Raw genomic sequence first — 24,709 nt, 5'->3', positions numbered from 1 at the left:
ACGTCCTCCGCCCGTTTTTTCTCCATTTCACCCCCCTTGCCTTCCAGCACGTATGGCATTCATTAAGCCCTCGCTCAGTTTCAGGTCCATCATCAATATGAATGTGGGCTTTTTCGGCATTCAATACAGTTTTGGATTACAGCAAACCAACATGACACCGCTGTATTCCTACCTGGGAGCCAATCCGGATGATATTCCCCTGTTAAATCTGGCTGGTCCCATGACGGGGTTAATCATCCAGCCCATCGTAGGAGCCATGAGCGATAAAACCATCAGCCGCTTTGGCCGACGGGTTCCTTACTTCATGATCGGGGCTATTTTTTGTAGCATCTGCCTACTCCTGATGCCTTTCAGCCGAACACTATGGATGGCAGCGGGTTTACTGTGGATTCTGGATGCGGCTAATAACATCACAATGGAACCGTACCGGGCTTTCGTCAGTGATAAACTTCCACCCTCCCAACACGCTACGGGTTTTTTAACCCAAAGCTTTTTTACCGGCCTGGGCATTACCTTGGCCAACCTGACGCCCAGTTTGCTGGTCGCTTCGGGGCTGATTCTTGAAAATAGCCGCAGCAGCAATCACATTACCTACTCTACGTACGCGGCCTTTCTCATTGGGGCCGTGGCCTCCCTTACTTCGGTCTTTTACACAATTTTTACGACGAAAGAGTACCCCTTAACCGAACAGCAGATTCAACAGATTAAACAAGAAACCCATCACGGCATCGGTTATATTTTTCGGGACATTGCTCAGGCCTTTCAGGACATGCCTCCGCTGATGCGGCGATTGGGGGTGGTCTATCTTTTCAATTGGTACGCCATGTTTGTTTACTGGCAATTCATCACGTTGTGTCTGGCCAAAACCATTTTCAATACCCAGGACCCTAACTCACTGGCTTTTAGCTCGGCTCAGCTACTAACGGGGAAGGTCAATGCCACCTATAACATTGTGACGTTTTGTACGGCTTTCCTGCTGGGCTGGCTAGCCAAGAAAATCAGTCCAGTGGGTATCCACACGTTGAGTTTGCTGTTGGCAGGAGTTGGCTTGCTGGTACTACCACTGATTTCCAATACCTCCCTGCTCTTTCTGCCAATGATTGGTTTCGGAATTGGCTGGGCCAGTATGATGGGAACGCCGTACGTCATTCTAGCCGGAAGCATTCCCGAAGAAAAGACGGGCATTTATATGGGTATCCTCAACATGTTCATTGTGATGCCAATGATGCTGGAAACCCTGACGTTTCGCTACATCTATCGGTATGTGCTCCAGGGTAATCCCGTATATGCCATCTACTTTGCGGGCGTACTGATTACAATAGCGGCGGCATTGACCCTCACGCTGAAAATGGGCCGCACCCGCCAGCCAGAACTGGCGTATGCTTCACGCTAATTAACTGCTTTCATGCTATCTATTTCCGATTACGAACGCAGTCTGCACTTGTTGCAGCAAGCGGCAACCCCAACGGGATTTACCGCTGCCGTTCATGAACACGACAACTACAAACGCGTCTGGACCCGCGACGGCGTCATCACGAGTCTGGCCGCCCTGGCCAGTCAGGACCCTGCCCTGATCCAAACGGCGAAGGCGACCCTTCAGACCTTGTTCGATCATCAGCATCCGGTGGGGTTTATGCCCAGCAACGTTACGCCCGGTACAAACGCTGTTAGCTACGGCGGTACCGTTGGCCGGGCCGACAATCCTTCCTGGGCGGTGATTGGCCTGCTGTTCTATACGCTTCATACGGAGGATACGACCCTGGCCGACCAATACCAGCCCCAGGTGCAAAAGTGTTTGGCAGTACTGGAGGCATGGGAATTCAACGGAAAAGGTCTGATCTACGTCCCCCAAAGTGGCGACTGGGCCGACGAATACATTCAACACGGCTACATTTTATACGACCAGTTGCTTCGACTCTGGGCACTGGAGCTGGCGGCAGCCTATTACCATGATCAGGCTTATCGTGAAAAAGCTCAGCAGATTCGCTCACTTCTGCAAGTCAATTTCTGGTACAGTGAGCGTACTACCGGATTATATGCCGCCAATATGGTGCACCAAATGCCGTTAGTGCAGAAACCATACTGGTTGTTGGGGTTCAATCCCGCCCGAATCTATCCGCAGTTCGATCTACAGGCTAACGCTCTGGCTCTGCTTTTGGGACTGGGTACGCCGGATCAAAAGGTGACCCTGATCAACTTCATCCGGTCATCTTTGCAGTCCCAGCAGGATTTGTTAGCTTCCTTTTCTCCGGCCATTGAAGAAGATACTTTTTTCATGGAGGAACTCCGGCATAATCACGCCTATGGGTTCAGGAATTTTCCCCATGAATTTCACAACGGGGGGTTATGGCCCGTCTGGAACGGCTTCCTCGTTGCTGGACTCATGGCCTGTCAGGAAGTAGAATTGGCCCAGCAGGTAACCGAATACATCCACCGAGCCAATCACAAACATACCTCCGCCGCTTCCTTCGGTTTTTACGAAAATCTACACGGGTTAAGCAAGGACCCCATTGGCGTTCCGCTCTGTACCTGGAGTGCCGCCGGAGCCGTAATTGCCGAACTAAGCTTATCTGGATTTTCTTTTTCGCTTATCTAATCCACTAACTCATGCAATCTTACGTCCTTGTTATAGGGGAATTACTAATAGACGCCATTAGCTGTGAATATGTAGATCATTTGGGACAGGCGGCCTCCCTTGGCCTTCATCCTGGCGGAAGTGCTGCAAACTTTTGCCGATTCCTTCATACTTATCAGGTTCCAACGCGACTGGTTGCTGCAGTGGGTCAAGATGGACTGGGCCGTCAACTGCTCGATCATTTACAAAGCATTGGCCTCGATACCTCATATGTAGCGACGATGGCTCAGCACGCCACGTCACTCATCGTTGTAGGCCGAACGAAGGGTACGCCCGATTTTATACCGTATCGGGGTGCCGATGCTCAGATTGCTCCCATTACCGACGATTTGATTGAGCCAGCAGGCCTACTGCATACCTCTGCCTTTGCCCTGAGCCAGCAACCCGCCCGTGACACCATTTTACAGGCTTTCGACAAAGCCGCTCAGCGAGGCATTCCGGTATCGATTGACTGGAATTACTCCGAAAAAATCTGGGCGAATCCTGAGGAGGCCCGCCAGACTTTGGAGAAGCTACAAATGTTTAAACCTTTGTTCAAATTCAGTCTCGACGATGTAAGCCGAATGACGGGCGAGCCCATGAGCATTGTGCAGGCGAAAGTATACTTGTCCAATCTCCAGTCCAACGTAGTATGTCTTACCTGCGGCGGGGATGGAGTGTGGTACAAACACGCTCAGGAAGACTGGCAATACTTACCTGCTCAAGCTATTTCCGACATTAAAGATGCTACGGGGGCGGGCGATGCGTTCTGGGCGGGCTTCGTTAAGGCGTATCTACGAAATAGTCCTCTGGCCATATGCGTTCAGCAGGGTATTGATACTGCCTCCCAGCGATTGAGAGGAATACTCTAAGTAGAGTGTGATTGTATCGTGCTAAATTTTATTTATTTTGCACTATTTTACAAAATAAATTTCTTTCCGCTCGAAACGATTTATACCTACTGACGAGTAGCGTAAATTGTAGATACAATCCTCATGAAAGCTGAACCTACCACACTACGAAAACTTTCTGAACTTTTAGGCCTGAGTATCAGTACCGTATCCCGAGCACTTAAAAACCACCCGGATATTTCTGAAGCCACTAAAAAGAAAGTGTGGGAATTGTCAGCCGAACTCGACTACGAACCTAATACCTACGCCGTCAACTTAAGGACCAATCAGAGCAAGCTCTTTGGGGTGATAGTTCCTTCCATATCCAGCTATTTTTATAATTTCTTTCTGGCATCTCTGGAAGAAGAAGTGAAAAAGCAGGGATACTCGCTGCTGATTTTGCAGTCCGGGGATGATCCGGTTATGGAGTTATTTAATCTGAAGGTATGCAAGGAAAATCGAGTAGCTGGAATCTTCGCTTCTCTGACGTCCGAAACCAAAGACATTAGTGCCTTTCTCAAGCTAGCTGAACATTCCATTCCGGTTCTGTTTTTCGACAAGGTTCCTACCTGGGAACCTTGTCTTAAGGTATGCCTGGCCGATGAACAGGCGGCTCGTCTGGCGGCTCAGGCACTCATTGCCCAGAAAAAACAGCGAGTATTGGCTTTGTTTGGTCATCATAACATGTCCATTTCCATGATTCGTCGGCAGGCTTTCCTCGATGAACTGGAAAGCCAAGGCGTAGCGTATCAGGCTCTTGAAGTCACCAGTCAGACGCACGCCTATCAACAAACGTATCAGATGCTTACCTCGGACGCTTCCTTTGATACCATTTTTTCCATGAGCGATGAAATTCTTCTGGGTGTGTTAAAAGCGGTTCAGCAATCAGGCATTCAGGTTCCAACTCAGGTAGGCATCATTGCGATCAGCGACGGCACCATTCCTCAGAATTATTATCCCGAAGTTTCCTACGTAGAAACCAGTGGTCGCAAACTAGGAAAACAAGCGATTGCCGCTATGTTTGAATGCATGCATTACGGGCTAACCGCTCAGCAGTGGATGGTAGAATCTGTGTATGTGTCTGGGGGGACGCTGTAACTGTCTCTCTTGAAATTATTACCTGTCTTACTTCGCTATTAATAGTGAATCTACTAGTTTAAGGCACATTCATTCTATTTCTACACAGATTCATTCAGCTGGAATCAAATTGGCAGCAGTCTTTTAACTTCAGTATATCCGCTACTAGAAACCAGCATATAATTACGGTTTAACTAATGGGAGTATGCCCTTTACATTTAAACTAATCTACCAACCTGATAGAAATATTAAAGTATATACTCAGCTAACGTAAGTAAGTTGGAATAAAAGCCCACATACTACCATGGTAAGTATGATTGATTTTTGAATCAACTGGATGCCTAACTACTTAAAAAAATGGAATATCGAAACGTTTGCGAATAATCTAACAAACGTAAAAAAAATTCAGTTTACTAAAATTGATGCTACCCAACAATCGCAACAGCTTACATTTCTTCAACCTTTACATGAGGGCGTGTCGCTTACCAGATCTTTTTGAATTAGTTAACCATACCTATTCAGGCATCCTTTTGCCTTCTATATTTTAGTTTCCTTTAAACTCACTCCTCTTTTTTAATTCATCAACCGAACCACGTTATATTTTTCATCAATCACATACCGACTCGTATCCATAGTTAACTTTCCTCCGAGCCTATACTTGTTATAGGTTCTGCTATACAAATACGTTTTGCTGGTGTCCTGACGCGTTTTAATGCGGGCCTGTAGGGTGGAATCTATCGTTAGGTAATGTTTCAGAGAGTCGTAAAGAATAATCATTCGCTTGGCTGCGTCTTCCATTTCTATCTTATGAGCAGCCGTAGGCTGTACACCCCTTTTCTGATCGGCTTCTACTTCATTAAGCTTTTCTTCGATCCTCTCTTTTTGATCCTGGTATTTATTCCAGAATACCTTAGTATACACTTCATTCGTAGCCAATCGCATGCGGTCGAGTTGGTTTTCATTGATCGTATCGAAAGCGACGGTCTTGATATCGAAAATAGCCAGGGAAAGCTGATAGGTTTCGGCGATGTCCTCCATGTTGGCCCGAATGGCTTCATCAATTTTTGAACAGACTTCTTCTTTCGTCGGCGTGCAGGCCACTAAGGCTGCTAGGAAGGCAAGGGGTAATAAACAAAGTAACTTCACGAGTAATACGTTATGTTGATCACTCAAAGATAACCCTTCATTCCCTGTAATAGAATAATTGGCAGCTATGCATCGCTGAGGCGATCTCAGGTAGCATTACTGAGTCACGACAGAAAGCTATTGTTTTGATTATAAATAAAAAATGCCCTGCTTCTCAGCAGGGCATTTGGGAAACTATTTCTAAACAAACCTAATTCCAGCCACCGCCTAGAGCCTGGTAAATATTTACCATGGCGTTCAGTTGCTGCTTTTTGGTTTCAATCAATTCAAACTTCGATTCCAGGGCATCGCGTTGGGTTAATAACACCTCCATGTAATCGGCACGAGCGGCCTGAAACAGATCATTGGAAATGGCCGTTGACTGCGTCAGAGCTTCCACTTCTCTTTCCTGCAAACTGTAACTCTGCTCCAGGTTACCGATTTTTGCCATCTGATTGGCTACTTCAAAATAGGCATTCAAAATGGTTTTCTCGTAGTTATAAACGGCCTGAATCTGTTTTGCGTTCGCATTGGCGTAGGTTGCTTTGATCGCATTCCGGTTTACCAATGGCCCTACCAATTCACCCGCCAGCGAATACAGAATTGACTCGGGCGTTTTAATCAGATAGGCCGGATTGAACGCCCGGTAACCCAAAGCCGCACTGATTCCCAACGAGGGATAAAACTGAGCTTTCGCTACCTGTACATCCAGTTTGGCTGCCGCCAGTTCCTGTTCCGCCCGTTTGATGTCGGGGCGATTGGCTAATAACTGCGAAGGCAAACCCGCCTGAATGGCCTGAGGGGTTAAGCGATTGAAGCTATCATCGTTACGGGGAATTGGCTGAGGATAACGAGCCAGCAGGAAGTTAATCCGGTTTTCTGTTTCAGTGATTTGTTGCTGAATTTTATACTGCAAACTGCGTGTATTTAATACCTGAGCTTCAAATCGACGAACGGCTAATTCCGTTACCCGCGTAGCCTGCTTCTGCAAGCGAACAATTTCCAGAGCGTTGGTCTGAATGTCGATGTTCTGCTTCAGGATCGCTAACTGGTTATCGAGAGCCAGCAACTCAAAATAGGAGTTGGCAATTTCAGCAACCAGGGAAGTAATGACGAAGTTTTTACCTTCAACCGTCGCCAGATACCGATTCACTGCGGCTTTTTGAGCATTATGCAGCTTATTCCAGATGTCAATTTCCCAGCGAGCATACGCTCCTCCCAGGAAGTCAGGCACCGGATCAGGCATGGCACGACCGGGCTTCATTTCCGTAGTCGCTTCCATTGCTCCGATGTTGGTATAACGGGCCACTTTATCCACACCTACTCCGGCTTTCAAGCCAACGAAAGGTAAGTACTCCCCTCTTCTGACTCTGATTTCGTTCCGGGAAATTTCAATCTCCTGCAACACCATATTTAACTCCTGGTTATTATGCAGGGCGGTGTCAATCAGGGCCGTCAGGTAAGGATCGTTATAGAATTCCTTCCACTTCAACTGAGCAGTGTTGGTACTGTCCTGCGAGTTGTTATAACTCGCAGGGGTTTTTCTATTCTCGGTTTTTGGTACCAGCGAAGGTACTTTACAGGCCGTTGTGTACAGTAAGGTGAACAGCGTAATCCCTACGTACTGAACAATTCTATTTTTAACCATGATGTTCAATTTCTTCAGTGAGGGGATTTTCGTCTTCATGCTTGATGAGTTTACGCTTAGCGGCAATACTGCCGAAGATGTAATACAAGCCGGGCACAATGATTACTCCGAATACGGTCCCGAAAAGCATACCTCCCAGAGCTGAAGATCCAATCGTACGGTTACCGATGGCACCAGGACCGGTAGCAATAACCAGAGGGATCAGACCAGCAATAAATGCGAAAGAGGTCATCAAAATGGGGCGGAAACGTTCTTTTGCTCCTTCAATGGCGGCTTCAAAAACGCTTACCCCCTGCTCGTGTCGCTGGACGGCGAACTCTACAATCAACACGGCGTTCTTACCTAACAGACCTACCAGCATGACCAGACCTACCTGAGCATAGATGTCATTGGCCAGACCCATCGTTTTGATTAACAGGAAGGATCCGAAAATCCCGGCGGGCAGTGAGAAAATAACGGCCAGCGGCAGGATAAAGCTTTCGTACTGAGCTGCCAATACCATGTAAACGAAGGCTAATACAATCAGGAAGATGACTACCGCCTCATTTCCACGAACCACCTCATCTTTGGATAGACCTGCCCAATCAATGTCAAATCCCCGGGGCAGCGTTTTTGCCGCTACTTCCTGAATCACTTTAATGGCCTCACCACTACTATATCCCTTCGCTGGAGCACCCCGGAAGGCCGCAGTTGTGTACATGTTATAGCGGTTAATCTCGTTGGCTCCCTGAGTTTTCTTGATCTTCATGAATGCCGAGAAAGGCACCATTTCATCGCGGTTGTTTTTCACGTAGAGCTGCATCAGATCGTCGGGTAAGCGGCGATATTCTGGACCAGCCTGCACGAACACCTTAAAGAAACGCTGGAACTTGATGAAACCTAATTCATACGAACTACCAATCAGGATGGACAGCGTGTTCATGGCTTTGCCAATCGAGACGCCTTTCTGCATGGCTAGTTTGTTATCAATTTCCAGTTCGTACTGGGGATAGTTCGCACTGAAGAAGGTGAACAGACCCGTCAGTTCTTTACGTTTTTTCAGCTCCGCCATAAAGTCGTTACTCACTTTCTGAAGCTGCTGATAATCGCCAGAGTTCGTTTTATCTAACAATTGCAGCGAGAACCCACCCGCAGCACCGTATCCAGGAACGGCTGGGGGATCGAAGAACTCGATGGTCGCTCCAGGGATTACCTTCGCTTTTTCTTCAAGTTCGTAAATGATCTCGTTTACCGTCTGCTTGCGTTCCGACCAGGGTTTAAGGTTAATCAAACAGGTACCGGCGTTAGAACCACGACCTTCCGTTAATACCTCATAACCTGCTAGTGCTGATACCGATTCGATTCCTTCAACTTTTTCGGCAATTGCCTGCAATTTGCGACCAATGTCATTCGTCCGTTCCAGCGTAGAACCTGGAGGCGTTTGAATAATCGCATAAATCATCCCCTGATCTTCGCTCGGAATAAAGCCAGAAGGGAGTGTTGTACTGATACCGAAAATACCGGCACCAAAAGCTAACAAAATACCGAAGGTGATCACCCGACGATTGACAATCAGTCGAAGCAGACCGGTGTACTTACCCGTTAGTTTATCGAAACCACGGTTAAAAGCATCCAGACCACGATTAAGGATGGTTTTCTTCCGAGGCTTACCGTGATTATTTTTCAGGATCATCGCACAAAGCACTGGCGTCAGTGTTAAGGCCACCAGACCAGAAAGTACGATAGACGTAGCCATGGTAATCGAGAACTGACGGTAGAAGATACCCACCGGACCCGACATGAAGGCTACGGGAATAAACACCGCCGTCATCAATAAGGTAATGGCGATTACGGCCCCGCTGATTTCGTTAAGTACTTTTTTCACCGCTTTATAGGGCGATAAGTGCTCTTCCTCCATCTTGGCGTGAACGGCCTCCACCACCACAATCGCATCATCGACTACGATACCAATCGCTAATACCAGGGCGAAAAGCGTAATCATGTTAATGGTCAGCCCGAAGAGCTGCATGAACATAAAGGCCCCAACCAGCGATACCGGAACGGCAATGGTTGGAATGAGCGTTGAACGCCAGTCCCCAAGGAAGATGAACACCACGAGAGCTACCAGAATAAAGGCATCCCGCAGGGTATGGATTACGTTTTCAATGGAAGCATCCAGGAAGTTAGATACGTCATAGCTGATTTTATAATCCATTCCGGGAGGGAAGGATGATTTTTTCAGTTCGTCCAGCTTAGCTTTTACTTCCTTAATTACATCACTCGCATTACTACCGTAGGTCTGCTTGAGCACGATAGCGGCGGAAGGATAGCCATTCAGGTTCGAGTAAATATCGTAATACTCACTACCTAACTCTACGTTGGCTACGTCTTTCAGATACAGAATTTCACCGTTAGGGTTAGCCCGTACGATTACGTTCTTATATTGCTCTACTTCGTTAAAGCGACCCTGATAGGTCAATACGTACTCGAGTGCTTCAGCCCGCTTTCCATCACTTCGGCCCAAACGACCGGGTGATCCAATCACACTCTGCTCATCCAGAGCATCCATCACTTCTTCAGCCGAAATATTATAGGCCCGCATCCGGTCGGGTTTCAGCCAGATACGCATGGCGTACTGACGGCTACCGAGGATACTCGCCTGTCCGATCCCGTTCAGACGTTGTAATTCGGGAATCATGTTCACCCCGGCAAAGTTGAAGAGGAACTTCATGTCGGCGTGCGGATCTTTACTGTACAAGTTGACATACATCAACATGTTCGGAACAATCCGGTTTACAATTACCCCTTCCCGTTGAACCAGAACGGGCAAACGGTTCAGAACCTGAGCAATACGGGTGTTGATGTTCAAAACCGCCTGGTCAGGGTTAGTTCCTAAGTTAAAAACTACCTGAATGTTAGCTTCCCCCGCACTGGTGGCATCGGAAGTCATGTATTTCATACCAGGAACGCCGTTAATGGCCTGTTCCATTGGAATCAGTACGGATTCCGTTAATACTTTGGCACTCGCTCCGGGATAAGAAGCCCGAACGATAACCATTGGCGGTGAAATTTCAGGGAATTGGGAAATAGGCAAGCTATTGATCGCAAGGATACCCGTAAATACGATTACCAACGATATAACAATAGCAAGTACTGGTCTATGAATGAACTGTTTAAACATGTTCTTGCTCTTTTAAAGGCTTGTACTACTCGGAATACACTTTCAGTTTCGGAATTACCGCTTTGGGGTCTTCGTAATCGAAGGTGATCTTGTCACCATCTTTCACTTTCCGAATACCTTCTAATAGAATTTTCTCGTCCGCCTTCAAACCGTCTCTTACGACGTATAAGTCCGGCATTTCAGCGGCGATATTGATTTCCCGAGTGTGTACTTTATTATCTTTTCCAACTACGAAAACGTAGCGTTTTTCAAGCACCTCGAAGGTGGCTTTCTGCGGAATAATAAGGGCGTTTTTCAGGGGAACGGTCATTTGAATATTACCCGTCTCACCGTGACGTAACAGACCTTTAGGGTTGGGGAAGGTAGCCCGGAAAGCAATATTACCCGTTTCGTTATTGAAGTCCGCTTCAATGGTTTCAACCACCCCTACGTGTGGGAAAAGCTCGTTATTAGCCATCAACAGATGAACTTTCATTTTATCATCTGTCTGATTATGAGCCTTAAAGTTCAGATACTCAGCTTCAGGAACGTTGAAGTAAACCCAGAGCTGACGGTTATCAGAAAGAGTGGTTAATAACTGACCTTCATCCACCAAGCTTCCTAACCGAACCTGAAAACGGTCGATAATGCCATCAAAAGGAGCCCGGATTTCGGTAAACTGAAGGTGTACTTTAGCTAAGGAAAGTTCGGCTTTGGCTTTTTCCAGTTTGGCATTGGCCATCGCCAGTTCGTTTTTAGCAACGACGTTTTTCTCCGCCAGTGGTCTGGTATTTTCCACTTCGATCTCAGCGGCTTTTGCCTCAGCCTGAGCTTTTTCCATTTCAGCCTGATAGATGTTAGGCATGATACGGAACAACAGCTGGCCTTTCTTCACGAACTTACCCTCGTCTACGTAAATGTTCTGAAGGTAACCTCGCTCCTGAGCTCTTAATTCGATGTGACTAATGGAGTGGATTTGACACACATAATTCTGTGTAATTAGGGTGTCCATTTGAGCAGGACTGGTGACCAGATACTTGGTCTCTTCTTCCTTTTCTTCGTGTTTTGATTCACAGCTTGTTAGGTAGAACAGGCCAGACAAGCTCATCAGCATGAGAATTCTCTTCATAGCGGGAGCGGTTTTGCTTTTAGGGAGCAATACGGTTTTCGAAATGGATATAAGTAGGAAAAGGGTAATGGGATCCGGCCCACTTAAACTTGGTAGCCAGACTTAAAATCAATGATTAATCTATTTATAATCAGCCATTTAAACACAAATGACTGCTTCTTGAATCATAAGCGAAGCACCCGCAAAACGATGTATTTATTAGCGGATGTACCTGAAGATTTTGTGTAGAAAGAATAAGGATGATTAACGTAACGATGATCATATACGGACGTTAAGGCATCGTAGAAACTGGAGAAATACTGGCTTACTTCCAGGCTTTTCTCCAAGGATTTGAGCTCCTCTTCTTCAACCTTCCTTTCAGCAGTTTCAATTGAATCCGTAGCTTCTTCAGCCGTGAATGGAATGGTTTTGATTAGTAAGGATCCTTCGTTTGCAGAAACTTCTTTAACTGACTTTTTAATCTGGACGGGGGAATAATGAATAGGATTCTCATACGACGAAGCGTAGGAGTAACTGTATCCATTTAGAAGGATAAAACTTAGCGATAACAAGAATCGAATTAGCACCTTCATCGTTGATTAAAAAGAACCTGAATTAAGCAGGACACCCGTTATTAAAACACTTTTCTAACCGTTAATGACTGAGATTAAAAAGCATTTATAATCATTATGTAACAAAAAGAAGATAATTTAAAATCTATCTAATAACAGACCTCTAACCAATTACCTATAACACTGATAATCAGAAACTTAACTGTTACTTCTACTCCCTTTGTACTTCAAAAGTAGACGCATCACATAAAATCCATCTTGAATACAGATTAAAATGGAATTAAAATGATCCATTTTCTTAATGATATTCAACCTCTTTACCAATGACGTTTGTGGGCTTTATAGGTCAAATCCATACATTCAAAAAATGGATTACTTGAATTAACCAATTGACTGTAAATGATTTACATAAAGTATTTTTAAAAGTTATTTCAATCGTAAAGCAAAAAGGTTATGCTTAGAAATAAGCATAACCTTTTTAAATCTAATTTAATATCATTAAAATCCAGTTGATGTCGCTACGCTTCTCCAGTCTGCCATATCTTTTTGAACGTTCTGAATTTTAGTCTCAGCGGTCGTGTATGCATCTTCTCCTAAGAATAGGTGTAATGGAGGATTCTCTACCTGAGATAAATCAATTAATACCTGAACCGCTTTTTCCGGATCACCGGGCTGGGCTTGATTGATCTGTTCGCGATGCATCTGCTGTGAAGTCCGAACGGCCTGATAGGCTTCAATGGGCTGTTTGGGTAAGCCCAGGGAGTTATCGGTCAGGAAATCCGTACGGAAGTAACCGGGGCTAACAATGGTCACCTTCACACCAAAAGCTTCAGATTCAGCCGCGAAAGACTCGGAAAGCCCCTGTACAGCAAACTTCGTTGCACAATAAATCCCCCAACCGGGGAAAGCCCCTGAGAAACCACCAATGGAAGAAATATTATAGTAACGCCCCGACTGCTGGGCTCGTAACTGGGGCATGGTAGCCCGAATCACATTCAGCAAACCAAAGACATTTACCTCAAAATTGTCTCTGGACTCGGTATCGCTTAACTCTTCCAGACTTCCGATTTGGCCGTAGCTGCATTATTCACTACTACGTCTATACGACCAAATTTCTCTAGCGTCTGGTTCACCGCCTGTTGTACGGAAGCTTCACTCGAAAGATCCATTTCCAAAGCCAGAAACTGGTCCGTTTCACTCACTGCTTCCTGCAATGATTTTTTATTACGCGAAGTGGCAGCCACAGCATATCCCTGAGCCAATAATTTTTTAACCAGCGAGAGACCCAAACCCTTGGAGGCTCCCGTCACAAACCATATATTTTTCATTTATTTATTGAAAATCAGTTGAATAAGAAATTGCTTTAAACTCTTCTAACTCCCGTTGAAGCAGGTTCACTTTTTGCGTAGCCCGTTTGTAGGCATCACTTCCCATGAAAAGGCGAACGGGCGGATTTTCCATCGTAGTCAGGGAAAGAATAACCTCCGCGGCCCGATCAGGATCTCCTATTTGGGTGCCGTTCATGTGGCGATATTTATCATGAGAATCCCGGATGGATTGATAATCAGCAATCTGCTCCTGGGCGAATACCAGGGATTCTTCGGTAAGAAAACTGGTGCGGAACGCTCCCGGCTCCAACACGGTTACTTTGATACCCAACTCCCGAACGTCTTCGGCTAATACTTCTGAAAAACCAACCACCGCAAACTTGCTGGCGGAATAAATAGCCCAACCCGTATTGGCCGAAAAGCCAGCAATGGAAGCAATATTAATGATGTGACCGGAACGCTGCTCCCGCAGCAGGGGCATAGCCTTACGAATGACGTTCAGCGTAGCGAAAACATTAACATCAAAACTCGTCCGTGTCTCCGCATCGCTGAGCTCTTCAATGCTCCCACCAATCCCATAACCCGCATTATTAAGGATCACGTCGAGTTTTCCAAAAGTCTGGTGTGTTTGCGTAATGGCTTGCTGAACCGAACTTTCGCTGGTAAGGTCCACCTGAAGGGGTAAAAATGAAGAAGAAGACGCTCCTACCGCCTGCACTAGGCTGTCAAACGAGCGGGAAGTAGCAGCGACCGAGTGGCCTTCTGCCAGTAATTTTTTAACCAGAGCCAGCCCTAAGCCTTTGGATGCTCCGGTAATAAACCATACTTTTTTCATAGCTTTTTCTACCTTTTTTGGTTGACACAAAGGTAGAATCAGGCTAATGGCTGGACTTTACGTAGAACAAACGAATGATTACAAAAATCAAACAGTTCTAAAAACAGTTGGGCTTTGCTGGGTGTGTTTCTTGAAAAAATTATTGAAATGCGTTGCTTCTTCGAAACCCAGACTGTAGCTGATTTCAGAAATATTCCAGTCGGTATGCTTGAGTAAAGCTTTGGCTTCGTTCAATACTCGCTGAGCGATTACGGAAGAAGTGGTCATACCGGTTGTCTGCCGAACGGCCCGGTTCAGGTGATTGACGTGCATGGAAAGCTGGTCGGCAAAGTCGCTGGCCGAACGCATGGTAAATCGTTGTACGGGTGTTTCAATCGGGAACTGACGTTCCAGTAACTCCGTAAAAACAGTCGTGATTCGCGTGTTCGCGTCAGCATGCTTATAAATCGTCTGCGTTGGCTGCATCTTCAGAGCCGTGTGAATCAACTCCATCGTATAACTCTGCAAGAGATCGTATTTATACTGGTAATCACCAGCCATTTCATCCAGCATCTTATCATATAAAGCAGAAACCTGCCGATCCTGTTCTTCAGTAAGCACGTAAGCGGGTTTTCCGGCGGGAGTAAACATCGGCATTTCACCGATATTCCCTCGGTACCTTTCCGTATAAAAGGAATCCGTGAAAATACAGAAATAACCCGTTCGCTCTTCGGAAAGAGCCTCCCAAGTATAAGGCACCTGGGGATTGAAAAACATTAAGGTCGTACCGGAAATTTCGATACTCTTGTCCGCATAATGATACAGGTTTCGACCCCGAATCAGCAAAATTTTATAAAACTCTCGTCGACTGTAATGGATGGGCGTACTTTCAGGCCGAAAACAATCTTCCAGCCGAAAGACATTGAAGTGACCCACGCTGGGCTGAAAATTATGGGGTAGTTGATTGAATTTATGATAATAAAAATCCTGAACGCTTTCCGTCTTTTCCATAAAACAAACTTACAAAAATCAAACGGAATTTCTGTATTCTTACTCCTTGATGCCAAGCACTAGTCAGGTAACCTCCCTGTTTGGCATTGATTTTTCTGCATTAAAAACCTTCCAACAACCTTAGCTTTATGAAAACCACTTCCCGGAAAAAGAAAACCTGGCGAATTGTTCTCGCCGTACTAGCTCTGTTCGTTGTGATTCGGCTGGCTCTGCCCTATGTCATTCTGTATTACGCCAATAAAACGCTGGCTACCATGGATGGTTACCGCGGCCATATCAAAGACATTGATCTGGCTTTGTTACGGGGAGCTTATAAAATTGACAGCGTATATCTTAATAAGTATGATTCAGCTTCGCAGCAGCAAACGGCATTTTTCGGGGCAAAAATGATTGATCTTTCAGTAGAATGGAAGGCTCTTTTCAAAGGTGGAATTGTGGGTGAGCTGGTTTTTGACTCGCCTACGTTACGTTTTACGAAAGATAAGGTTGAGCCTAATCAGGTGCAGAAAGACTCCAGCGATTTCCGTACCCTGCTGAATAACTTCATGCCACTGGATGTAAACCGGGTGGAAATTAATAACGGTCGTATTGCTTACATCGATGAGCATTCCAGCCCTAAAGTAGACATTGCCCTTACCAATGCTCATCTGCTGGCCCTCAATTTGCGAAATAGCTACGATTCTACGAGCGTACTGCCCGCCACCGTTACCGCTCAAGCCGATGTGTACGAGGGCACTCTGACCATCAATGCCCGGTTAAACCCGATGAGTCCCCGGCCTACTTTTGACGTTAACGCTGAAGTAAAAAACACCAATCTGGTTAAGCTAAATGACTTTTTTAAGGCTTACGCTAGTGTCGATATTAACCGCGGAAGCTTTGGGCTTTACTCTGAGGCGGCGGCGAAAAATGGTCGTTTTGACGGTTATGTGAAGCCCCTCATTACTAACCTGAAAGTGCTAGGCCCTGAAGACCGACACGACACCCTTTTGCAGAAAATCTGGGAGGGTATTGCCGGAGGCGTTGCCCAGATTTTTAAAAACCAGCGAAAAGATCAATTAGCCACAAAGATTCCCTTTGAAGGCGATATCAAGGAACCGGAAACCAATGTCTGGTTCGTGATTGGAAATATTTTGCAAAATGCCTTCATCCGGGCCATTCAACCTTCACTGGATCATGAAGTTAGTTTAGGAACGGTGGGTACCCGAAAAGAAGAAAAGAAGACCTTTCTAGAAAAAGTCTTTGGCAGTAAGGACGATAAAAAAGATAAAAAGAAAAAGGATTAACCTTGATGCATGATGCATAGGTAGAGTGATAGAGTTATTTATTAGGTGTTTTCTTGTCTGATTCTTACAAATACTTTTATTTGTACAAGAAAATATTCAAATAATTACTCTAAGTCTACCTATGCAACCTTCTCCGTTTTGGGGTGAATTAGTCGGCACACTTGTGTTGATTTTGTTGGGCGATGGCGTTGTAGCGAACGTTCTTTTGAAACACTCCAAAGGCGAAAACAGCGGCTGGATTGTCATTACAGCAGGCTGGGGTTTTGCCGTGATGCTTGGAATTTTCGTAGCCAAAGCCTTTGGAAGTGCAGATGCTCATCTGAACCCGGCGGTTACGCTAGCCTTCGCCGTTTCCAATCACGATTATTCCAACGTGCTTTCCTACTGGTTAGCTCAGATGATTGGGGCTTTTCTGGGAGCCGTTCTGGTCTGGCTGCACTACCTTCCACACTGGTCTGAAACAAATGATCCGGGCCTCAAACTAGCTGTTTTTGCTACGAGTCCTGCCGTCCGCAAACCAGCGGGTAACTTCATTTCAGAGTTCATTGCCACAGCCTTATTAATTCTGGGCGTTAGTTCTATTTCCGGGGCGGGTGAACTAGCCATTGGTTTAGGACCTTATCTCGTAGGTTTATTAGTCTGGAGTATCGGATTGTCATTAGGCGGCCCAACGGGTTATGCCATGAGCCCAGCCCGGGACCTGGCTCCGCGGATTGCTCACGCCTTATTACCGATTCCCGGCAAAGGTTCTTCCGATTGGTCCTACGCCTGGATTCCCGTCGTGGCTCCTCTACTGGGCGGCGTGGCGGGAAGTCTGTTATTCATGGCTTTTCATTAATTCAGCGTAGCTCCCGGCTTCTTACGCTGCCGAGCCTTCCCTGAAACCAGTAAACCGAAAACTACAAACTGAAGATGTACATTGGCTCCATAGATCAGGGTACGACAAGTACTCGTTTCATCATTTTCGATAAAAAGGGCGAGATTATTTCCATGGCCCAGAAAGAACATACCCAGTACTACCCCCAACCCGGCTGGGTGGAACATAACCCCGATGAAATCTGGGCGAATACGCAGGAAGTGATTAAAGAAGCCTGGCAAAGGCTAAACTGACGACTAAAAGTTTAACCGCCGTCGGCATTACCAATCAACGCGAAACGACCGTCGTCTGGAATAAATTTACGGGGAAGCCTTATTACAATGCCATTGTCTGGCAGGATACCCGAACGAGTTCATTAGTGAACGAACTGGCCACCGACGGCGGGCCCGATCGCTTTCGGGAAAAGACGGGTTTACCGCTGGCTACTTACTTCAGCAGCTTAAAAATCAAATGGTTATTGAAGCATGTGGCTACGCTTGAAAAAGACGCGATTAAGGGCGAAGTCCTTTTTGGCACGATGGACACGTATGTCATCTGGCAACTGACGGGAGGTAACAAAAATGCCAAACATATTACCGATGTAACCAATGCCAGCCGTACGCAGCTCATGGATTTACGGACGCTGAAATGGGATGATTCGTTACTGGAAACCTTCGGTATTCCCCGAAAAATGTTACCCGAAATCCGCTCGTCTTCGGAAGTGTATGCAAAAGCAAAAGGGGTGCTGGAAGGCGTACCGATAGCCGGAATTTTGGGTGACCAGCAGGCAGCCTTGGTTGGACAAACCTGTTTTCGTCCGGGTGAAGCGAAGAATACCTACGGCACCGGGTGTTTCATGTTGTTAAATACCGGCGATGCTCTAACCCAATCGACGCATGGACTCATCACGACCGTTGCGTATCAATTAGGGAATCAACCCGTTCAATATGCCCTGGAAGGTTCAGTGGCTATTGCCGGAGCATTGGTTCAGTGGCTGAGAGATAACCTGGGTCTCATTGAAAAAAGCTCGGATATTGAAGCTCTGGCCCGAACCGTGGAAGACAATGGCGGCTGCTACTTTGTCCCTGCTTTTTCGGGCATGTACGCTCCCTACTGGCGAAGTGATGCCCGGGGCGTGGTGGCAGGGTTAACTCGATTTGTTACGAAAGGGCATTTAGGTCGAGCCGCTCTGGAAGCTACCGCTTTTCAAACGCTGGAAATTCTGGAAGCGATGGAAAAAGACGCCGGAATCCGCTTATCCGAGTTACGGGCCGACGGCGGCATGACGGTCAATGAATTACTCATGCAGTTCCAGTCAGACTTATTAAATGTACCCGTTGTACGTCCAAAAATGATTGAAACCACGGCTTTAGGTGCCGCCTACGCTGCCGGACTGGCGGTGGGTTACTGGAAAGATTTGGACGATTTACGCCAAAACTGGGGCATCGAAAAAACCTGGAAACCCCAAATGCCCCGAGCCAAACGGAACTCCATGTACCGAAGCTGGCGAAAAGCCGTGCGGCGTTCATTTGGGTGGGAAGAATAGTTTTAAGTTGTTGGTTATTAGTTGTTAGGATATTAGAATAAAGGAAACGGGGTACTGACTATCAAAACTGATAATCATTACCCCGCTTTCTTTCATTAGTTCGTTGACTGCAAGTTATTACACATAACCCTCAACCAACAACGAATAACTATTCCTGAATGAATGGGTAATCCTCCTGAACGTACACATCTTTGTACGCTTCGCTTGGATCTGGCCAGGGAGATTCTTCCGCAAACTTCACGGATTCAGCTACCTGCTCTTTTACTTTATCTTCAATCGCAGTCAGCTCTTCTTCCGTTGCGAAACCGTTTTCAAGAATCGTTGCCCGGGTCCACTCAATAGGGTCACGGCGTTTGTATTCTTCTACTTCTTCTTTCGTCCGGTATTTCTGAGGATCGGACATGGAGTGACCACGATAACGGTACGTCTTGAATTCCAGGAAGGTAGGACCTTCACCGGCACGAGCACGCTCTGCCGCACGGCTAACCGCTTCGTGAACGGCTTCAACGCTCATCCCATCTACTGGTTCTGAAGGCATGTCATACGCTTCACCAATCGTGTACAGATCCGTTACGTTTGACGTACGAGCTACCGAAGTACCCATCGCGTAACCGTTGTTTTCTACCACGAAGATAACGGGCAGTTTCCAGGTCATGGCCATGTTAAAGGCTTCGTGCAGAGCACCCTGACGAACGGCACCATCTCCGAAGAAACAGATACACAGGTTTTTCGTTTTCAGGTATTTCTCAGCAAAGGCGATACCAGCACCCAGGGGAATCTGAGCACCTACGATTCCGTGACCGCCAACAAAGTTTACTTCTTTGTCAAAAATGTGCATCGAACCGCCTTTTCCTTTAGTCGTACCCGTAGCTTTGCCGTACAATTCGGCCATGATGGCATTGGGGCTCGTTCCTAAAGCCAAAGGAAAACCGTGGTCACGGTAGGCGGTAATCCATTTGTCATCTTTCGTCAAAGCAGATACTGAACCTACGGAACAGGCTTCCTGACCAATGTACAAGTGGCAAAAACCACGGATTTTTTGTTGTCCATAGAGCTGACCGGCTTTTTCTTCAAAACGCCGTTGAAGCATCATATTTTCAAACCAATAGAGGTAGGTTTCTTTCGGGTATTTTACCTTCGCTTTGGCTTTTTCTTTTGTGGCCATTACACGCGGGATTAGAAGAGTGGAAATAACGTCTGATTTTCCGAACTTTTTCTCCGGCCAAAGGCACGAATTTGGAAAACCTGGTACAAAACTTTCGGCGAAATTAGCCTGCAATCGTCAAAACACAAAGATGCTTTTTCTAGAACGGCTTCATTTAACTCATTATAAGTCCTACGAATCGGGAGCCTTTCTCTTTTCCGAGCGGGTAAATGCCATTGTCGGCGAAAATGGCAGTGGCAAAACCAACCTGCTCGATGCCATTTATTTTTTGTCTCTGACGAAAAGTGCCTTTACCAGCCAGGATGCTCTGTCTATCCAGCATGGGGCGGATTTTGTGCTTATAGACGGCGTGTTCTCCCGTTACGAGGCTCACGAGCCTGCTATTAACCTGGCGAAAATAACGAATGATTCGGAGGAAAACCATTCTCCGATGGCTATTTCTGAAGAGACGATTGCCGAACCCTCCGAAGAGTCCCGAATAGCTGCCCCCCTTCGCTCGTCTCAGATTACCATTTCATTACCGCGAGGTCAGCGAAAAGTGGTGATGAATGATCGTAAAGCGTACGAACGGCTGGCGGATCATATTGGAAAATTCCCCGTGGTATTAATCGCTCCTGACGATACAGATTTAATCCGGGAAGGTTCAGACGAGCGTCGGAAGTTTTTTGATGGGGTATTGTCCCAGCAACGCCCGGATTATTTGAGCGATTTATTGCAGTATAACCGTATTCTGGATCAACGAAATATCTTATTAAAGCAATTCCACGAACGCCATTACATGGACGAAGACCTGCTGGAAGCCTATTCTCAACCGCTGGTGGAGCTGGCTTTACGGCTAAATGCGATCCGAAAAAGCTTTCTACAGGAATTTCTCCCGGTTTTTCAGGAGCATTACGCTCAGTTGAGTGAAAGTCGCGAAACGGTAGAGATTCGTTATGACTCTGAAGTAGACATCGAACAGTTCAAGCATCAATTCTGGCTTAATCGCCACCGGGATGTGGCCGCTCAACGCACCACCCTCGGTATACACCGGGATGACTTTGTCTTTGAAATTGACTCGTATCCGCTGAAAAAATTTGGTTCGCAGGGTCAGCAAAAATCTTTTGTGGTCGCTTTAAAACTGGCTCAGTTTCATTTATTAACCCAGGAAAAAGGCCATCAACCCATTTTACTGCTAGATGATATTTTTGATAAACTGGACGATCGCCGCATTGCCAAGCTTATGGATATGATGCAGGACGGTACCTTTGGCCAGGTGTTTCTAACCGATGCTCGCCCCGAACGAACGCAGTCTTTATTAGCAGAATCGGGGATTACAGCGAATATTATCCGAACGACTTAAAGGTTGAATAGGGTCTCATGAACTGGTGCGAGATCCATCTCGTACCAGTTCATGAGACCCCGCTGCTCGTTTGGATTTATAATTCGAAAGCAATCGGTCAAGGATTTGCAATCCTTGACCAGCCTAAAAACAAAAAAATCTCCACCTATTGAAGTGAAGATTTTCCTAACTACGACCAACAAACTAATTATTTATTTTTTTACTTGTTCTGCCTTCTTCATCACTTTGTCGCCCGCTTTCAGATTTTTAGATACTAGTAAAAACGGCCCTGATACAATTTCTTCTCCAGCCTTCACTCCTGACAGAATTTCAATATTTTCAAAATCGCTAATACCCGTCTTTACCGTTCGCTGCTCCACTACTCCATTTTTATTTACAAAAACTACTTCTTCCGGTTTTGCTTCCTTACGAACCTGATTTGCGTTAGCATTTCCCTGAGTATCAGAATTATTTACTTCTGCATCTTTTTCGGATGAACGGGTTGTAACGGCTGAAATAGGTACGCTTAACACCCCATTTTTCCGCTCAGTAATCACTTCAACCGAAGCTGTCATGCCGGGTCTGAAGGGAAAACTTTTTTTCTTTTTTCGATCTACTAAATCTCGGTAAGAATCCGGTAAAATCCGCATTTTGACTTCGAATTCAGTAACCGCATCTGTCGAACTTGCTGCCGCTGAAAGTGAACTTCCTGAACCATTGGCTGTATTGGCAATCGAAGTGACCAGACCTTTAAACTTCCGCCCTGAATAACTGTAAGCATCTACGTCAATAATCACCGAATCGCCGACATTGACCCGTACGATATCGTTTTCATTTACATTCACCCTCACCTCCATATTATTCAGGTTGGCAATGCGGAGTAACTCCGTTCCAGCCATTTGTGAAGTTCCAACGACCCGCTCACCCAGCTCGACATCCAGTTTGGAAATAATCCCATTCGATGGAGCGTAAATGGTTGTTTTTCGTAGGGTTTCCACGGCATCCCGTAAGCCGGCATCGGCACTTTCAACGGCATAACGGGCGGCTTCGATATTAGCCTTAGTGGATTCTACGTTCTGCCTGGCTACTTTAAAGTTAGCCTCAACGGTTTCAAAATCCGCATCCGATATTACTTTGTCAGCGTATAATTTCTTATTCCGGTTATAATCAGCCTGAGCCCGAATTAATTGGGCCTCTACCTGTCCCAAACTCGCCTTTGCCTGTTCGTAACTGGCTTTCGCCTGATTAACCGTTGCCTTCGCCCGAGCCACCAGCGACTCGTAGTTATCCGGGCGAATGCGTAATAACAACTGCCCCTTCACAACGGAATCCCCTTCATGAATATTCAATTCGATAATCTCCCCAGATACATCGGGACTGATTTTTACTTCTACCTCCGGCTGAATTTTTCCCGAAGCACTAACCCTTTCCACAATGTCAGCCGTTTTTACGGTACTGAACGTGGCTTCTTCGGCTTTTTCCTTTCCAATCCAACCGGCGGCTTTCGCTACGAAAAGCCCTCCGACCAGTACCACCACAATACCACCGAGAATCCACCAAATTCGATTTGAAGAACGTTTTGCCATGGCTTTTAGCCCTTATTTAAGTAATAGTCTAGTCAATTAATAATGAACTCAAAAAGACAAAGGTTTATTCTGATAATAGTCTAATACCTTTATTCTCAATACATAATCATACTTAGCCTGGATTTGATTAATGCGGGAACGATCCAGATTTGACTTCGCCAGATTGTAATCTACGGAGTTGATGGCTCCGGCATTAAACCGACTTTCAGAGGCTTTAAAAGCCAACGCTAAGGCCTCTACCTGACGCGTCAATGAACCATAACGTTTAGCCGCCGCAGTCATGTTGACATAAGCCTGTTCAATATTCTGACGTAACTGCAACCGAACATTGTCGGCCTGATATTGCTGATTTTGTACACTCAGCGAAGCATTTGCCGTCCGATACCGAACCTGAAAAGCATTAAAAATGGGAATACGGAGACTTAATCCGACCCCACCGTTCAGGTATTCGTTAATTGTTCGGACCAGGGAATATTTTGAGTAGTGTATCCGGGCTGAGTAGTTGTAAACGTGATTGGAACCTGTTGCCCTTGAAAATCAACGTAAGCCGTATTCGTGATAGTGGTGGGGTTACCTGCCAACGAACGGCGGGCGGCACTCGAATAGTTACTACCCAGACTCACGTTAAAAGCCAGGGAGGGAAAGTAAGAGCCCCGGGCAATGGCTACCCCCGTGCGGGCACTCAGCGTTCGAAGATCAGCGGCCTGAACAGCCGCCTGCGTTTTCAGAGCGGAAGCATAAATCTGCTGGATGGGCGTGTTGTACGTATCATCAGGCGTATTCACGCTCATCCGATCCAGTGTAATTTCCTGAATTTCAGGATCATTCATTAATTGAAGCAACTGCAATTTTGAAATAACCAGGTTATTCTCAGCCGTCACGACCGATAACTCATCGTTGGCATATTGAGCTTGTAAATCCAGCAGATTCGCCTGAGGTAAGGCTCCGGCACTAACTAGTTTTTCGGTTCGGGCAACCTGTTGGCCTGTAATATCCACCTGTGTTCGGGAAACGGCCAGAACGTCTTCGTTATTTAATACCTGCAAATAAGCCAGTACTACGTTCAACGCTACCTGATCGCGAGTGGCCTGTACATCTAACTTACTGGCTTCCAGCAATTGCTGATTTTGTTTGATGGTATTCGTAACGATTCCACCGTTGTAAATGATTTCTGAGGAAGTCAGGTTGAGGTTATTATAATTCAACGTCTGAGTTACGTAAGCGTTGGTGAAGGGGTCAATGTTACGCCCCAGGTTCAGGCCCTGAGTAATAGCACTGTTGAGGGTAGGCAGCCGGGTATATTTAGATTGTTCGAAGGTGTTTCGATTGACTTCCACCTGTACTTCACTCTGCTTGACCTGAAGGTTATTTTTCCAAGCAATATCCACGCAATCCTGAAGCGATTTTTTCGGAGCAGTCGTCTGCCCAAAGGCGGGTAAGGTTACCGCCAGACTCACGCCAAGAAACCAAACTTTGAGACTTGTCATCATCTTTCCAAACTATTGTTCATCAATGATACACAAGCCCAGCCACAGTGACGAATAGTTTTGGGATAAGCGGCGATAATTTAGTTTGTGGGTTTTGAGTTTGGGGTTCAGAGTTAATACTAAAAGTTTATTTATTTAA

Annotated in this window: 18 protein-coding genes and 2 pseudogenes; 8 read left to right on the top strand and 12 right to left on the bottom strand. The window is 46.1% G+C overall.

Annotated elements, in window-relative coordinates; all coding sequences use genetic code 11:
• Positions 1 to 52 precede the first annotated feature (52 nt).
• The 4 genes from BWI96_RS02335 (at position 53) to BWI96_RS02320 (ending at position 4,602) form a co-directional block, all read left to right on the top strand.
• Positions 53 to 1,393 (top strand): MFS transporter, encoded by a 1,341-nt coding sequence (locus BWI96_RS02335; protein ID WP_106635094.1) that lies wholly within the window; start codon positions 53 to 55, stop codon positions 1,391 to 1,393.
• A gap of 12 nt (positions 1,394 to 1,405) precedes the next feature.
• A complete protein-coding gene (locus tag BWI96_RS02330) occupies positions 1,406 to 2,596 on the top strand; it encodes a glycoside hydrolase 100 family protein (RefSeq protein ID WP_106635093.1) in 1,191 nt (396 codons plus the stop codon).
• 11 nt (positions 2,597 to 2,607) lie between these two features.
• A complete protein-coding gene (locus BWI96_RS02325; RefSeq protein WP_106635092.1) occupies positions 2,608 to 3,486 on the top strand; it encodes a carbohydrate kinase family protein in 879 nt (292 codons plus the stop codon).
• A 123-nt stretch (positions 3,487 to 3,609) separates the two neighbouring features.
• Positions 3,610 to 4,602, top strand: coding sequence for a LacI family DNA-binding transcriptional regulator (locus BWI96_RS02320; protein ID WP_106635091.1), 993 nt, complete (start codon positions 3,610 to 3,612; stop codon positions 4,600 to 4,602).
• Between the two features lie 552 nt (positions 4,603 to 5,154).
• On the opposite strand, the gene BWI96_RS02315 is transcribed toward BWI96_RS02320, so the two are convergent.
• The 8 genes and pseudogenes from BWI96_RS02315 to BWI96_RS02280 form a co-directional block, all read right to left on the bottom strand.
• Positions 5,155 to 5,754 carry a hypothetical protein gene (locus tag BWI96_RS02315; protein ID WP_198555124.1) on the bottom strand — a complete coding sequence of 200 codons (600 nt, stop codon included), beginning with the start codon at positions 5,752 to 5,754 and terminating at the stop codon, positions 5,155 to 5,157.
• A 163-nt stretch (positions 5,755 to 5,917) separates the two neighbouring features.
• Positions 5,918 to 7,354 (bottom strand): TolC family protein, encoded by a 1,437-nt coding sequence (locus BWI96_RS02310; protein ID WP_106635346.1) that lies wholly within the window; start codon positions 7,352 to 7,354, stop codon positions 5,918 to 5,920.
• Positions 7,347 to 10,514, bottom strand: a complete 3,168-nt coding sequence (locus tag BWI96_RS02305) for an efflux RND transporter permease subunit (protein WP_106635089.1) — start codon at positions 10,512 to 10,514, stop codon at positions 7,347 to 7,349. Before BWI96_RS02305 ends, BWI96_RS02310 begins: the two co-directional genes overlap by 8 nt.
• 25 nt (positions 10,515 to 10,539) lie before the next feature.
• Positions 10,540 to 11,622, bottom strand: a complete 1,083-nt coding sequence (locus tag BWI96_RS02300; protein ID WP_106635088.1) for an efflux RND transporter periplasmic adaptor subunit — start codon at positions 11,620 to 11,622, stop codon at positions 10,540 to 10,542.
• A 164-nt stretch (positions 11,623 to 11,786) separates the two neighbouring features.
• Positions 11,787 to 12,194, bottom strand: a complete 408-nt coding sequence (locus BWI96_RS02295; protein WP_106635087.1) for a hypothetical protein — start codon at positions 12,192 to 12,194, stop codon at positions 11,787 to 11,789.
• Positions 12,195 to 12,671: 477 nt separating this feature from the next.
• A pseudogene (locus tag BWI96_RS02290) lies at positions 12,672 to 13,501 on the bottom strand (SDR family oxidoreductase).
• A 4-nt stretch (positions 13,502 to 13,505) separates the two neighbouring features.
• Positions 13,506 to 14,336, bottom strand: coding sequence for an SDR family NAD(P)-dependent oxidoreductase (locus tag BWI96_RS02285; protein ID WP_106635086.1), 831 nt, complete (start codon positions 14,334 to 14,336; stop codon positions 13,506 to 13,508).
• Positions 14,337 to 14,423: 87 nt separating this feature from the next.
• Complete coding sequence (locus tag BWI96_RS02280) at positions 14,424 to 15,326, bottom strand: AraC family transcriptional regulator (protein WP_106635085.1); 903 nt, start codon at positions 15,324 to 15,326, stop codon at positions 14,424 to 14,426.
• Positions 15,327 to 15,454: 128 nt separating this feature from the next.
• On the opposite strand from BWI96_RS02280, the gene BWI96_RS02275 reads away from it, so the two are divergent.
• The 3 genes and pseudogenes from BWI96_RS02275 to glpK all read left to right on the top strand — a co-directional run bounded on the left by BWI96_RS02275 (position 15,455) and on the right by glpK (position 19,011).
• Positions 15,455 to 16,609, top strand: a complete 1,155-nt coding sequence (locus BWI96_RS02275) for a DUF748 domain-containing protein (RefSeq protein ID WP_106635084.1) — start codon at positions 15,455 to 15,457, stop codon at positions 16,607 to 16,609.
• A 121-nt stretch (positions 16,610 to 16,730) separates the two neighbouring features.
• Complete coding sequence (locus tag BWI96_RS02270; RefSeq protein WP_106635083.1) at positions 16,731 to 17,447, top strand: MIP/aquaporin family protein; 717 nt, start codon at positions 16,731 to 16,733, stop codon at positions 17,445 to 17,447.
• A 68-nt stretch (positions 17,448 to 17,515) separates the two neighbouring features.
• Positions 17,516 to 19,011 (top strand): annotated as a pseudogene (gene glpK / locus BWI96_RS02265) (glycerol kinase GlpK).
• Between the two features lie 148 nt (positions 19,012 to 19,159).
• Here the strand turns inward: glpK and pdhA are convergent.
• Positions 19,160 to 20,176 carry a pyruvate dehydrogenase (acetyl-transferring) E1 component subunit alpha gene (pdhA, locus tag BWI96_RS02260; protein WP_106635082.1) on the bottom strand — a complete coding sequence of 339 codons (1,017 nt, stop codon included), beginning with the start codon at positions 20,174 to 20,176 and terminating at the stop codon, positions 19,160 to 19,162.
• A 130-nt stretch (positions 20,177 to 20,306) separates the two neighbouring features.
• Here pdhA and BWI96_RS02255 point away from each other — a divergent pair, with 130 nt between their 5' ends.
• Positions 20,307 to 21,518, top strand: a complete 1,212-nt coding sequence (locus BWI96_RS02255; protein WP_106635081.1) for a DNA replication/repair protein RecF — start codon at positions 20,307 to 20,309, stop codon at positions 21,516 to 21,518.
• Between the two features lie 191 nt (positions 21,519 to 21,709).
• Here the strand turns inward: BWI96_RS02255 and BWI96_RS02250 are convergent, their stop codons facing one another.
• The 3 genes from BWI96_RS02250 to BWI96_RS02240 are packed head-to-tail and all read right to left on the bottom strand — an operon-like array spanning position 21,710 to position 24,573.
• On the bottom strand, positions 21,710 to 23,083 hold the full coding sequence (locus BWI96_RS02250; RefSeq protein WP_106635080.1) for an efflux RND transporter periplasmic adaptor subunit: 1,374 nt from the start codon (positions 23,081 to 23,083) through the stop codon (positions 21,710 to 21,712).
• A gap of 48 nt (positions 23,084 to 23,131) precedes the next feature.
• Positions 23,132 to 23,527 carry a TolC family protein gene (locus tag BWI96_RS02245; protein ID WP_232793563.1) on the bottom strand — a complete coding sequence of 132 codons (396 nt, stop codon included), beginning with the start codon at positions 23,525 to 23,527 and terminating at the stop codon, positions 23,132 to 23,134.
• Positions 23,524 to 24,573 carry a TolC family protein gene (locus BWI96_RS02240; RefSeq protein ID WP_106635078.1) on the bottom strand — a complete coding sequence of 350 codons (1,050 nt, stop codon included), beginning with the start codon at positions 24,571 to 24,573 and terminating at the stop codon, positions 23,524 to 23,526. The genes BWI96_RS02245 and BWI96_RS02240 overlap by 4 nt, the downstream gene beginning before the upstream one ends.
• Positions 24,574 to 24,709: the final 136 nt, after the last annotated feature.

Source organism: Siphonobacter sp. SORGH_AS_0500 (assembly GCF_002838835.1).
Classification (GTDB): Bacteria; Bacteroidota; Bacteroidia; order Cytophagales; family Spirosomataceae; genus Siphonobacter.
The sequence above is the reverse complement of the archived record's forward strand: the minus strand, read 5'-3'. Positions and strand labels throughout refer to the sequence as shown.

What these genes read in the sequence shown, in the direction of transcription:
- pdhA (WP_106635082.1), bottom strand. Translation starts at nt 20,176, where the DNA reads ATGGCCACAAAAGAAAAAGCCAAAGCGAAGGTAAAATACCCGAAAGAA.
- BWI96_RS02305 (WP_106635089.1), bottom strand. Translation starts at nt 10,514, where the DNA reads ATGTTTAAACAGTTCATTCATAGACCAGTACTTGCTATTGTTATATCG.
- BWI96_RS02335 (WP_106635094.1), top strand. Translation starts at nt 53, where the DNA reads ATGGCATTCATTAAGCCCTCGCTCAGTTTCAGGTCCATCATCAATATG.
- BWI96_RS02330 (WP_106635093.1), top strand. Translation starts at nt 1,406, where the DNA reads ATGCTATCTATTTCCGATTACGAACGCAGTCTGCACTTGTTGCAGCAA.
- BWI96_RS02325 (WP_106635092.1), top strand. Translation starts at nt 2,608, where the DNA reads ATGCAATCTTACGTCCTTGTTATAGGGGAATTACTAATAGACGCCATT.
- BWI96_RS02300 (WP_106635088.1), bottom strand. Translation starts at nt 11,622, where the DNA reads ATGAAGAGAATTCTCATGCTGATGAGCTTGTCTGGCCTGTTCTACCTA.
- BWI96_RS02250 (WP_106635080.1), bottom strand. Translation starts at nt 23,083, where the DNA reads ATGGCAAAACGTTCTTCAAATCGAATTTGGTGGATTCTCGGTGGTATT.
- BWI96_RS02240 (WP_106635078.1), bottom strand. Translation starts at nt 24,573, where the DNA reads ATGATGACAAGTCTCAAAGTTTGGTTTCTTGGCGTGAGTCTGGCGGTA.
- BWI96_RS02320 (WP_106635091.1), top strand. Translation starts at nt 3,610, where the DNA reads ATGAAAGCTGAACCTACCACACTACGAAAACTTTCTGAACTTTTAGGC.
- BWI96_RS02280 (WP_106635085.1), bottom strand. Translation starts at nt 15,326, where the DNA reads ATGGAAAAGACGGAAAGCGTTCAGGATTTTTATTATCATAAATTCAAT.
- BWI96_RS02310 (WP_106635346.1), bottom strand. Translation starts at nt 7,354, where the DNA reads ATGGTTAAAAATAGAATTGTTCAGTACGTAGGGATTACGCTGTTCACC.
- BWI96_RS02270 (WP_106635083.1), top strand. Translation starts at nt 16,731, where the DNA reads ATGCAACCTTCTCCGTTTTGGGGTGAATTAGTCGGCACACTTGTGTTG.
- BWI96_RS02295 (WP_106635087.1), bottom strand. Translation starts at nt 12,194, where the DNA reads ATGAAGGTGCTAATTCGATTCTTGTTATCGCTAAGTTTTATCCTTCTA.
- BWI96_RS02255 (WP_106635081.1), top strand. Translation starts at nt 20,307, where the DNA reads ATGCTTTTTCTAGAACGGCTTCATTTAACTCATTATAAGTCCTACGAA.
- BWI96_RS02275 (WP_106635084.1), top strand. Translation starts at nt 15,455, where the DNA reads ATGAAAACCACTTCCCGGAAAAAGAAAACCTGGCGAATTGTTCTCGCC.
- BWI96_RS02285 (WP_106635086.1), bottom strand. Translation starts at nt 14,336, where the DNA reads ATGAAAAAAGTATGGTTTATTACCGGAGCATCCAAAGGCTTAGGGCTG.